At 73.6% G+C, this 12631-nt stretch carries 3 protein-coding genes; all 3 read right to left on the bottom strand.

The window, feature by feature from the left end; genetic code table 11:
- Positions 1 to 72: 72 nt before the first annotated feature.
- From ACLJPX_RS01800 to ACLJPX_RS01790, 3 genes are read right to left on the bottom strand one after another with little or no spacing between them, the layout of a single operon-like run.
- Complete coding sequence (locus ACLJPX_RS01800; protein WP_410598397.1) at positions 73 to 5412, bottom strand: SDR family NAD(P)-dependent oxidoreductase; 5340 nt, start codon at positions 5410 to 5412, stop codon at positions 73 to 75.
- Positions 5413 to 5422: 10 nt separating this feature from the next.
- Positions 5423 to 8884 carry an amino acid adenylation domain-containing protein gene (locus tag ACLJPX_RS01795; protein ID WP_410598396.1) on the bottom strand — a complete coding sequence of 1154 codons (3462 nt, stop codon included), beginning with the start codon at positions 8882 to 8884 and terminating at the stop codon, positions 5423 to 5425.
- Positions 8881 to 12318 (bottom strand): AMP-binding protein, encoded by a 3438-nt coding sequence (locus ACLJPX_RS01790; protein WP_410598395.1) that lies wholly within the window; start codon positions 12316 to 12318, stop codon positions 8881 to 8883. Before ACLJPX_RS01790 ends, ACLJPX_RS01795 begins: the two co-directional genes overlap by 4 nt.
- Positions 12319 to 12631: the final 313 nt, after the last annotated feature.

The raw sequence follows: 12631 nt of genomic DNA, 5'->3' as shown, positions 1-12631 counted from the left end.
GTGATAAAGAGGGTTAGAACGACCATTGCCACTCACGACCCCCTGCCGGTGGATGACGGCAGTCACGGCCTCTCAGCGCTCGAGCTTCGGGATGGTGGTCCGGGCGGGTTCGGCCGTCGCCTCGGCCTTGCCGTCGCGCAGCTCCTCGATCCGCTCGACCAGAGTGGCCACTGTGGACGCTTCGAACAGCGTCTTCATCGCCAGCCGGGTGCCGGTGGCCTTGCGTACCTGGGCGATGAGCTGGATCGCGACCAGCGAATTGCCGCCGAGGGCGAAGAAGTCGTCGTGCACGCCGATCTTCTCCACGCCGAGCAGCTCGGTCCACTGGCGGACGATCTCGGCCTCCAGGTCGGTGCGCGGGGCGACGTAGTCGTCCTCCGACACCCTCACCAGTGTTTCGCCGGGTTCGTCCAGCTCCTCGGCGCTGACCCGGTGCTCGATCAGCTCCCGCACCGGGAGCGTGCTGATCACCACCTGCCCGCCGAGGCCGGGGGCCAGCGCCCGGACGAACGCCTCGGCGCCGTCCACCGGCCGGATCCCGGTCGACGTCTTGTCCGAATCGGACACAGTGGACACTTGGGATCCCGTGGACGTCGAAGTCAGGCCGCCGCCGACGGCGTCCTGATCGACCTGGCGCAGCACGAAGTCCTCGATCGTGACGAGCACGCGGCCGGTCTCGTCGCACAGCGCGAGGTCGGCCGCCACCACCTGGTCGCCGCCGGAGTCGCGGTAGCGCAGGTGACTGCGGAAACTCGCCGGGAGCGCGTCGTGCACGACGATCCGGCCGTAGCTCATCGGCAGGTAGGCGCCGCTCCCCCGGCCTCGGCCGAAGGCGGTCGCGACGTCCAGCAGTGCCGGGTGCAGCCCCCACGTACCGACGTCACCCGCCGCCGCGTCTGGAGCCGTGATCGTGGCCAGCTCCTCCTGCGCGCCGATGCGGTGTTCGCGCAGCGCCGCCCAGCGCGGGCCGAAGGTGACCATGCTGGTGCGGCCGGTGCCGAAGCCGTGCCCGTCGTCGATCGGTTCGGTCCGCCCGGTCACCGCCTCGATGTCCACAGTGGACGTCGGCACGGCCGCGACCCAGCCGGCGGATCCGCGCACGTGGGTCCGGCTCGCACCGGCGACATGGCTGGTCACGGTGAATTCGTCGCGGTCGAACTCCACGCGGTACTCCGCGGTGGCGCCGTCCGGGACGCCGAACGGCTCCAGGAACACGACGTCCCGCAGCTCGACGACGTGCCCGTCACCGGGCTTCGGCAGCGCCGCGGCCACCGCCGCGCGGACGGTCTCCAGGTGCCCGGTACCCGGCACCACCGGTACCCCGGCGATCCGGTGCTCGTCGAGCAGCCAGTGCGTGGCCGCCGAGACGAGCCCGTGCGCGCCGTCTTCGGAGCGCGTGGTGAGCACGGGGTGTTCGACCGGGCCGAGTGCCCGCGACCGGGCGGTGCGGATCGTGGTCGGAGCGGCCACTTCCGCGGCCATGCCGACCTCGTCCCAGCCACCCCAGGCATGCGAGACCAGCCGCGCCCGCCAGCCGTGGTCCCCCCGCGCGTAGGCGTCGAGGAAGTTGTTGGCGGCGCAGTAGTCGACCTGCCCGATGCCGCCGACCACCGCGGTGATCGACGAGCACAGCGCGACGAAGTCCATCGGCAGATCGGCGAACGCCTCGGCCAGAGCCAGCGTCCCGGCGATCTTCGGGGCCAGCACGGCCTCGGCCGCGGCCCGCTCCTTCACCTCGGCGACGCCCCCGCCGGGCATCCCGGCGGCGTGCACGATCCCGTCGAGGCCACCGAACTCGCGCTCGGCCAGCTCACGCACCTCGCGCAGGCGCGCCGCGTCGGTGACGTCGGCGGCCACGACGTGTACCACCGCGCCCGCGGCCTCCATCCGCCGCACGGCGAGGATCGCGCGCCCGGTGCGGTCGGTGCCGCCGTGCGCGGCGAGATGCGCGTCCCACTCCGCCCGCGGCGGCAGTGCGGTGCGGGCGAGCAGCACGAGCTTCGCCCGCACCCGGCGGGCGAGGTCCTCGGCGAGCGTGATGCCGATGCCGCCGGTCCCGCCGGTGATCAGGTACCGGCCGCCGTCGCGCAGCACCGGCTCGGCGGCCGGGGGCAGTTCGATCTGGGTGTGGTCCAGCACCCAGCGGCGGCCTGTCCGCAGCGCGACCTCGGCCGCCGCGTCGGCCGGGCGGAACAGCTCGGCGACGGCGTCCTGCGGGTGGTCCGCGTCGACATCGATCCGGCGCACCACCGTGCCCGGGACCTCCAGCGGCACCACCCTGGCGATACCCGCGAGGGTCGCGTGCTCGGGGCGGGTCAGGTCGGTACCGGTGACGTCGGCGGCGCCGGCGCTCAGCACGTCGATCCGCATCGGCTCGCCCCAGGCCTGGACGAGGTTGAGCACGCTGAAGAACCCGTGATCCTGGGCGGCCATGCCGCGCTCGTCCCCGGTCAGCGTCCAGGCGTGCACGACCCGCTCGGGCCGGGCGGGCAGCGCGGCCACGAGGGCGTCGTAGTCCTCGCGCACCCCGGGCCGGACGGTGAATCCGGTTTCCGTCACGGCGAACCCGTTGCCGGGACGCACTTCGGTGACCGTCACACCCGCGTCACGCAGCAGTCTCGGCAGGACGTCCTCGGCGGCGAAGACGAGCGCGTTCGCGAAGGGTTCGCGTCTCAGGTCCGGTTCCGCCTGCCGCCACGCCGGGACCGCGAACCACTCGGACAGGGGCAGCGGGCCGCTCCGCCGCGCGGGCCGGGCGTCCGTGACCGGGTCCGGATCGACCCAGTACCGCGTGCGCGCATACGGGTAGCCGGGCAGCGGTACCCGGTGGCCGGGCGCGCCGAACGTCCGCGAATCCAGGGAAACCCCGTTCGTCCACAAGAGACCGGCGGCGCCGTACAGCGTTTCGACGTCGCCGATGCGCTCGGTCCGGCCCGGCAGGCTCGGCTGCGGCGCGGGCATGCCCTTCGGGACCTGGCCGCGGGCCAGCCCGGCAAGCTGGTGACCGGGGCCGCATTCGACGAGCGCCCAGCGGCCACCGCGCGCGAACAGATTCTTGACACAGTCGCCGAACCGGACGGCCTGGCGCAGGTGAGAGGCCCAGTAGGCGGGGTCGGTGGCCTGGGCGTCGGTGATCCAGTCGCCGGTGACGTTCGACAGGAACGGCAGCGCGGGCGCGGTACGGACGACGGCGGTGACGGCGGCGGTGAACTCGGCCAGTACCGGGTCCATCATCGGCGAGTGGAACGCGTGCGAGGTCACCAGCTCGCGGCACTGCACGCCGCTGGCCTTGAGCGTCGCCGCGAAGTCCGCGACGGCGTCCGGCGGACCGGCCACGACGCACGTGCCGGGCCCGTTCACCCCGGCGATAGCGAGGGTGCCCGGCAGCCGCGTGGTGACGCTCTCCTCGTCGAGCTGGACGGCGAGCATCGCCCCGGCGGGCATCGACTGCATCAGACGGCCGCGGGTGGCGACCAGGTTCAGCGCGTCCGGCAGGGTGAAGACCCCGGCGACGGTGGCGGCGACGTACTCGCCGACCGAGTGACCGATCATCGCCGAGGGCAGCACACCCCAGCTCTGCCACAGCTTCGCCAGCGCGTACTCGACGACGAACAGCGCGGGCTGGGTCACGCGGGTTTCCCGCAGCGCCTGCTCGCCACCGGATGAGAAGATCAGGTCGCGCAGCTCCGGCAGCTCGGATTCGAGCAGCCGCAGGCACTCGTCGACGGCCGCGGCGAACACCGGCTCGGCCTCGTACAGCTCGGCGCCCATCCCGGCGTACTGCGAACCCTGCCCGGGGAAGAGGAAGGCCACGTTCGGCTCCCCGGCCTGTGCGGACACGAGGCGCCGGGAATCCCGCAGCCCGTCGACCGCGTCCTCGGAGTCACGGGCGACGACGACCGCGCGGTGCGGGTACTCGGTGCGCCCGGCGGCCAGGGTGTGGGCCACGTCGGCGAGGTCGAGATCGACGTCTCCGGCCAGCCGCTCGGCCAGCCCGTCGACGGCGGCCGTGAGAGCTTCCGCGGTATTGGCCGACACCCGCAGCAGATGCGCCGGGTGCGGCGCCCTGCTCCACTGCGGGGCGGGCGCCTCCTCCAGCACGACGTGCGCGTTGGTACCGCCGACGCCGAACGAGCTGACGCCCGCCCGCCGCGGTGCCGCGGCCGCCTCCCACTTCGTCACCCCTTGCGCCGGGTAGAACGGGCTCGCCGGGAAGTCGATGCCCGGGTTGGGTTCGTGGTAGTTGATGGTCGGCGGGATCAGCCTGTGCTCCATGACGAGCACGGCCTTGATCAGCGAGACCACGCCCGCCGCCTGCGACAGGTGACCGATGTTGGACTTCACCGAGCCGATCGCGCACCAGCCGGTGTCCGCGACCCCGTTTCCGTACACAGTGGACAGTGCGGCGATCTCCATCGGGTCGCCCAGCGCGGTGCCGGTGCCGTGCGCCTCGACGTAGCCGATGGTGCGCGGGTCGACACCGGCCATGCCGACGGCCTGCGCGATCGCCTCGGTCTGCCCGGCCACGCTGGGCGCGGAGAAGCCGACCTTGGTGGCGCCGTCGTTGTTGATCGCGTTGCCCAGCACGACGCCGCGGATGTGGTCGCCGTCCTCGATCGCCTGCGACAGCCGCTTCACCAGCACGACCCCGGCGCCACTGCTCCAGACCGTGCCGTTGGCGCCTTCGTCGAACGCGCGCACGTGGCCGTCCGGCGAGGTGAAACCGTCGACGCCCAGGTAGCCGATGCCGTGCGGCATCTCCAGGTTGACCCCGCCCGCCAGCGCCATGTCGCACTCACCGTTGCGCAGCGCCTCACAGGCCAGGTGCACCGCGACCAGGGACGTCGAGCAGGCGGTGAACACCGCGAGACTCGGGCCGCGCAGGTCGAGCTTGTACGACACCGAGGTCGTCAGGTAGCTCGGCTGGTTGCCGGTCGAAATGCCGATACCGCCGTGCTGCGAGGCGAGAATCCGCTCGTTGCGCAGCAGGTTCTCCTTCAGGTAGCCGGTGCCCCCCGACCCGCCGTAAACGCCGATCGCGCCGTCGAAGCGGGCCGGGTCGTAGCCCGCGTCGGTCAGCGCGGCGTGGCACGACTGCAGGAACAGCCGATGCTGCGGGTCGGTGATCTCGGCCTCGCGGCTGGTCATGCCGAACAGTTCCGCGTCGAACTCGTCGAAGCCGTCGACCACGGTGGTGGCGTTCACCCAGCTCGGATCGTCCACAGTGGCCTCTTCGGCGCCGCGGGCGATCATCTCCTCGCGGGTGGCGGGCACGATCGACTCGACGCCGTCGACGAGGTTGCGCCAGAACTGCCGCGCGTCACGCGCGCCGGGCACGCGCACGTCCAGTCCGACGATCGCGATCGGTTCGGCTCCGGGATCGCCGGCGCCGGTTTCGGGAAGGTGGGTCACGGTGGTGCTCCTATCCGAGGCCGGCCGGGCCGGCGGTGCTGCGGGGTCTTCTGGTCTGGGTGCGGCCGCGGCGGGCGGCGACGCGCTCGGCCGCGCGGGCCAGCTCCGGGCTGGCTCCGCCGCCGGAGTGCAGGTGCGCGGCGAGGGCGCGGACGGTGGGATGGCTGAGCAGGTCGACCATCGGGATCCGGCGGCCGAGCCGGGCGGTGACCTGGGCGTGCACCCTGGCCAGCGCGAGCGAATGCCCGCCGACGTCGAAGAAGTTGTCGGTGTGCCCGACTTCGGCGACGCCGAGGACGTCGCACCAGGCACGGGCGATCACGGCCTCGGTCGCGGCGAGCGCCACCGGGTCCGCGGCCGCGGCCGTCGGTGGCGGTGGCAGTGCGCGGCTCATCGCGTCCGGCGCGGCGGTGCGGACGCCCGCCCGCGGCAGTTCCGGCACGCTCGTCCCGACCGGCGCGTCCGGCGCCGCGGTCAGCGCGGCGAGCAGGGCGACGTAGTCCTCGGCGAGCCCGGTCATCCGCGCGTGGTCGAACAGGTCCGGGTTGTACAGCAGTTCGACGCCGTCGTCGTGGACGTACACCGTGAGGTCGAACGGCGACCCAGGCTTGTCCACCGGCAGCCACCCCGACCGCACACCGGGCAGGTCCAGCCGCGGCTCGGTGAAGTTCAGGACGTTGAACATCACCTGCACGAGCGGGGCGTGCGCGGGATCGCGGGGCACGCCGAGCGCCTCGACGAGCCGCTCGACCGGCGCGGCCGGATGCGCGGTCGCGGCGAGGAGTTCCGCGCCGCCGCCGCGGACGTGCGTCGCGAAGTCTGCGGAGTCGTCGGCCCGCAGCCGCACCGGCACGATGTCCACGAAGAACCCGGCGACCTCCTGGAACTCGGCGAGCTGCCGGTCCGCGACGACCGTGGCGACCAGGTGGTCGGCCGCGCCGGTGAGCCGCCGCAGCAGCTGGCCGAACGCGGCGAGCAGCACCCCGGCGCGCGTCGTGCCGGTGCGGGCGGCCAGTGCCCGGACCGACTCGGCGGCACCGTCCGGAAAGGACTGGCGCAGGCTCGCGCCCCGGTAGGTCTGCACGGCCGGGCGCGGCCGGTCCCTCGGAAGGTCCACTGTGGAGGGTGCACCGGCGAGATGTCCGGTCCACCAGGCGACATCAACGGCCTCCCGGCGTTCGTCGCGTCCGGCCCGCCACACCGCGTAGTCCGCGTAGGACGCCACCTGTGGCGGCAGTGGCTCGCCCCGGTAGGCCGCCGAGAGGTCAGCGCAGAGCAGGTCCTGCGACCAGCCGTCGAACACCGCGTGATGCAGCGTGAAGCCGAGAACGTGCTCCGTCTCGCCGAGCCGGTAGAGCCGTACGCGCCAGGGAGCCTCACGGTCGAGGTGCACGGGCGTCGCGGCGTCGGCGGCCAGCCGGGCCCGCAGGCCGTCCTCGGTCACCGGCGCCATCGGCAGCGGAACGTCCGCCGTCGGCAGGCGATCCGCCAGTGGCGCGCCGTCGACGGACCGGATGCGCCAGCGGAGCACGTCGTGCCGCTCGGCGACCGCGCGCAACGCGTGGCGCAGCGCGTCGACGTCCAGCGCGCCGGACAGCCGGAACGCCATCGCGATGTTGTACGGCGCGGCGTCCGGGGCGAGCTGGTCGAGGAACCACAGCCGCCGCTGCGGCGGGGACAGCGCTGGCGCGTGCCCGGTGGTCAGCCCCGGTCCGGTCAGTGGCGGCGCGGCCGCGACCCGCCGGGTGAGCCCGTCGAGCGTGCCGCCCGCGAACACGTCCTCCGTGGCGACGTCCGCGGCCAGCTCCGCCCGCAGGGCCGCGACCAGGCGCATCGCGGCGATCGAGTTCCCGCCCGAGGCCAGGAAATCCGTCCCCGCGCCGTCGCCGAGCACCCGCCGCCAGATGGCCGCGACCGCGCGTTCGGCCGGGGTGCCGAGCGGGCCGAGGTCCTCCCGCTGTCCCGCGAGCGTCGCTTCGGCCAGGTCGCGCAGGGCGGGCCGGTCGATCTTGCCGGTGACCGGATTGACCGGCAGGCGGTCGAGCACCCGGACCGCGGCCGGGCGCATCGCCGCGGTGAGCCGGTCCCGGCCGAGTACGTCCACATCGGACGGTGCGGACGCCGGTGCCAGGAAGGCCACCAGCCGGGTGCCGCCCGGCCCGGGGACGGCCGTCACGGCCGCGGCGTCGACGTCCGGGTGGGCCGTGAGCGCGGCCTCCACCTCGCCCAGTTCGATTCGCTGGCCGCGGACCTTCACCTGCCGGTCTGCGCGGCCGGCGAACCCGAGACGGCCGTCGGGCAGCTCGCGGACCAGGTCGCCGGTGCGGTAGAGCCGCTCCCCCGGCGTGATCGGGTCGTCGATGAACTTCTCGGCGGTCAGCTCCGGGCTGCCGAGGTAGCCCTGCGCGAGGCCCGGCCCGCCGATGAGCAGCTCGCCGATCTCGCCGGGCGTGACCGGCCGCAGCTCGGCGTCCACGATGTACGCCCGGTGGTTCGGCGACGGGCGGCCGAGCGGCAGTGGGTCGGCGGGGATGCCGGTGACCTCGTCGATGACGACCGCCACGGTGGTCTCGGTCGGGCCGTAGGCGTTGAAGAAGCGACGGCCCGGCAGCCAGCGCGCGGCGAGCTCCGCGGGCACCGGCTCACCACCGCAGGCGACGACGCGCCAGCCGGGAACGGCCGCGGGGTCCACCATGGACAGCAGCGTCGGCGTGGCGAAGCCCCACTCGACGTCGTGCTCGACGAGGAACCGACGCAGCCGCTCGGGGTCGGCCCGGTCGGCGGCCCCGGCGAGCTGGACCGAACCGCCGTACGCCAGCGGGACGAACACGTCCATGGTGAAGGCGTCGAAGGCGAGTGAGGAGAGGCCGAGCGTCCGGGTGCCGGGCCGGATCCCGAGGGCGGCGGCGAACCCGGTGACGAACGCGACGACATTGCGGTGACTGGTCAGCACGCCCTTGGGGCGGCCGGTGGAGCCGGAGGTGTAGAGGAGGTGGGCGAGGTCGTCCGGTCCGGCGGGGCATTCGGCGGGCCCGTCCGCGGGCGGGGGCACGTCGAGCGCCTCGATGCCTTCCGTGGCACCGAATTCGGTCCGGGCGCAATTGCCGACGACGAGGGAGAGCCCGGCGTCCGCGGCGATTTCGGCCAGCCTCGCTTTCGGGCCGCCGGGTTCGAGCGGCACGTAGGCGGCCCCGGACAGCAGCACGCCCACGACGGTCGAGATCAGTTCCGGCCGCCGGTCGGCGCAAATGCCGACGCGGGTGCCGGGCCCCGCGCCGCGTGCCCACAGCAGCCGGGCGACGCCGGTCGCCGCGGCGACCAGTTCGCGGTAGGTGAGCCGGGCGTCACCCTGCCGGACGGCGACGGCGTCCGGGGTGCGCGTGGCCTGGGCGAGGATCAGCCCGGTGATCGTGGTGTCCGGATAGGACAGTGGCGGGCCATGGCCGCCCACGACGGGCAAGGTGTCGGTCACCGAAGGCTCCCCTGGTCGGATGTGTGATGAGACGGTGGGTCGATCCAGTGCCGCTCCCGCTGGAACGGATAACCCGGCAACGGGACGCGGCCCGGTGCACCGCCCGCGAACCGCGCGGCCCACTCGACGTCGCCGCCCCCGGCCCAGTGGACAGCCAGGTCCCGCACCGCCCCGGCCGGGCCCTCGACGTCGGTTCCGTTCTCCAGCAGCGCATCGAGCGCGGCGACCGCCGACGGGACCGAGTCCGCCACCACGGCGGCCCGGCACGCGAACGCCCGCCGGACCGAAAGCGTGTACGCCGCGTCCCCGAGGTCCGGCGCGTCCGTGGCGAGCCGCTCGCGCAGCCGGGACACCGCCTCTCGCAACGCTTTCGCGTCACGCGCGGACACCGGCAGGACGAACGGACCGCTCGCCGCCTGCCGTGGTGGGGCGGCCGGGGCCTCCTCCACGATCACGTGCACGTTCGTGCCGCCCAGGCCGAACGAGCTGACCCCGGCCACCCGCCGCTCACGGGCGGGCCAGTCGGCGGCCTTCGCCGGGACGTACCAGGGGCCGCCCGCCAGGTCGACCTCCGGGTGCGGGGACGTGAAGTGCAGGCTCGGCGGGATGACGCCGTGCCGCACGGACAACACGGCCTTGATCAACCCGGCGACGCCTGCCGCCGCGTCGAGATGCCCGATGTTCGTCTTCACCGAGCCCAGCGCGCACGTTTCCGCTGGCGCGCCCCGGTAGACACGGTTGAGCGCGGCCACCTCGATCGCGTCGCCCAGCGGGGTGCCGCTGCCGTGGGCTTCGAGCAGCGCGACCTCGTCCGGGGCGACCTCCGCGACGGCCAGTGCCTCGGCCACCGCGGCCGCCTGCCCGGCCGGTCCCGGCACGGCGTAGCCCGCGCGGTCCGGGCCGTCGTTCGTGATCGCCCAGCCGGGCAGCACGGCGTAGACGTGATCGCGGTCAGCGAGCGCGTCCGCCAGCCGCCGCAGCACGACGACCCCGGCGCCCGAACTGAACCCGGCGCCCGCCGCGGCGACGTCGAACGCGCGGCACCGGCCGTCCGGCGAGGCAAGCCCACCCGAGCGGTACCGCGGCCAGGTCACGTTCGCCCCGCCTGCCAGCGCGACGTCGCACCGGTAGTCCATGAGACTCTGCGCGGCCAGCGCCACCGCCGCGAGCGAGCTGGAGCACGCGCTCTGCACGGCCACCGCGGGCCCGGTCAGCCCGAGCCGGTAGGCGACCTGGCCGGGCAGGTGGTCGGCCAGGTGGCGGCCGGTCAGCCGCCCCTCCCAGTCGTCCGGGTCGACGTCGCCGGTCACCGCCGGATTGCCGAACAGGTGGAACAGGAAGTAGCGGTTCACAGAGGCGGCCGTGAAGACCCCGACCGGCCCGGTCTCGGCGGCGGGATCGCGTCCGGCGTCCTCGAGTGCCCGCCACGCCGTTTCGAGGAACAGCCGGTGCTGCGGGTCGGTCCGCGCGGCCTCGTCGGCGGTGAACCCGAAGAACCCGGCGTCGAACTCCTCGACACCCTCGATCCGGCCACCCGCCCGCACGTACGCCGGATCGGCACGCAGGCCCGGCCCGATGCCCAGCGCCGCCAGCTCGTCGTCGGCGTAGTCGTGGATCGAGTCGACGCCCGCGCAGAGGTTCCACCAGAACGAGGCGGCGTCCGGCGCGCCGGGGAACCGGCAGGCCAGTCCGACGACGGCGATGAGATCCCCTGCCTGATCCTCCGCGGTGACAGGCGACCGGGTGTCCGAAGTGGACTCCGTGGACCAGGCCGCCTGCCCGGCGATCGTCGTGTGCTCGAACAGGGCGAGCAGCGGGACGTCCACCCCGAACTCGTCGGCCAGCCGCGCCTGCACCCGGCCGAGCCGCAGCGAGTCGCCGCCGGCGTCGAAGAACGCCTCGGTGCGCCCGACCCGGTCACGGCCGAGCACCGCGCACCAGATCCGGTGCACGCGTTCCTCGGCCGGGGTCAGCCGCTCGGCCGGGACGGTCGCGGCCGCCCGCGGTTCCGGAAGTGCCCGTTCGTCGAGTTTTCCGGTGACGGTCAGCGGAAAACCGTCCAGCACCGTGACGGCCGCGGGTACCGAGTAGCCGGGCAGGACGTCCGCCAGCGCGGCCCGCAGCACCCGGCCGTCCGGACGGGGGCCGGTCGCGGTCACGTAGGCGAGCAGGTCGCCGTCGCGGACGATCGCGCGGGCTTCGGCCACGCCGGGCTGTTCGGCGAGCCGGGCCTCGATCTCGGTCAGCTCCACCCGGAAACCGCGGACCTTGACCTGCCGGTCGAGCCTGCCGAGGCAGACGAGGTTCCCGTCCGGCAGCAGCCTGCCGAGGTCGCCGGTCCGATAGCGACGGCCGCCGTCGGCCGTCACCCCGAACGCCGGGCTCGGCTGGCCGAGGTAGCCGTCGACGAGGTGCCGTCCGCGCACTTCGAGTTCGCCGCTGTCCAGCACGGTGAGCGTGAACCCGGGCAGCGCGCGCCCGATCGGCAGTGGTCCGTCGGCGTCCGGGCCCAGGTCGGCGGCGGTCGTCCGGTACTGCGCGGCGAAAGTCACCTCGGTGGCGCCGTAGCCGTTGACGAACACACAATCCGGCGCGAACCGGCCGCGGCGGACGTCGGCGTGGGTCGCCTGCTCGCCGCCGAGCAGCACGGTCCGCACGGACGGGAGGCCGGTCTCATCGAGAACGTCGAGCAGGTGCCGGTAGACCGTGGGCGTCGAGTGGTAGACGGTCACCTCGTGCCGGGCCAGCTCGCGCGCGGCGTGGGCGAGACCGTGCGCGCGCAGGTCGACCGGCACGAGCGCGGCGCCGCTGAGCAGTGCCGGGTACAGGTCCGGGATCGCCGCGTCGAAGCCGAACGACGCGAGCAGGCTGAGCCGGTCGGCCGCGGTGATGCCGAGCGCGGCGATCTGGTTGTCGACGACGTGCAGGAGGTTGCGGTGGGTCTGCGCGACGGCCTTCGGCCTGCCGGTGGACCCGGAGGTGAACAGCACGTACGCCGGGCTGTCCGGGTCGGATTCGGGCACCGGGAGCGGCGCGGTCTCCGTACCCGAACGCACGAGCCGCGCGGATCCGTTACGGCACAAGAATTCCGCCAGTTCGACGTACTCCGGGTCCGCGAGCACTGCGGTCACCCGCGCGGCGGCCAGCTGGTATTCGAGACGCTCCCGGGGGAAGGTCGGGTCCAGCGGGACGTAGGTGCAGCCCGCGGCGAGGGTGCCGAAGATCGCCGCGATCGCGGCGCTGCCGTGCCCGGTGACGAGCCCGACCCGCTCCCCCGGCAGGACACCGGCGTCGCGCAACCGCAGCGCGCGGCCTCCCGCGAGTCCGGCGAGCCGGGCATAGGTGAGCCTGGTGCCGTGTTCGATGACCGCGATCCGGTCGGGCGACTGCCGGGCGTGCACATCGAATCGGCTGACGCAGCCGGTTTGTGTCATCGGGCGTCGAGCAGTCGCTCCGAGGTTTTTCGGGCGCGCGACAACAACGGCGTGGACTTCATCTTGCTCCCCAGTGACCATTCAGGTGAAGAATTACGCAAGGTTAAGGCGACCTGTCGCGCCAAGGAATACGAATTCCTCCGATTTGGTTCGGATGGCCTACCGATCTTGGACCAGATGTTGCAGCTTCACATGTCTTCCAGCCCAATCGGCGGCCAAGGCGCCATTTCGCGCTCGACTTTCCGACCACTATGGACACTTGATCGACTACACCCGGTAATGCGTCGGATATTAACCGACACCATGCGAGAAA

The sequence above is a fragment of the Amycolatopsis sp. lyj-90 genome (assembly GCF_046549035.1).
GTDB lineage: Bacteria > Actinomycetota > Actinomycetes > Mycobacteriales > Pseudonocardiaceae > Amycolatopsis.
Note: the sequence above shows the minus strand (reverse complement) of the source record. Positions and strands in the feature narration are given on the sequence as shown.

Excerpts from the sequence above, each read along its gene's own strand:
- ACLJPX_RS01790 (WP_410598395.1), bottom strand. The coding sequence starts at position 12,318 with ATGACACAAACCGGCTGCGTCAGCCGATTCGATGTGCACGCCCGGCAG.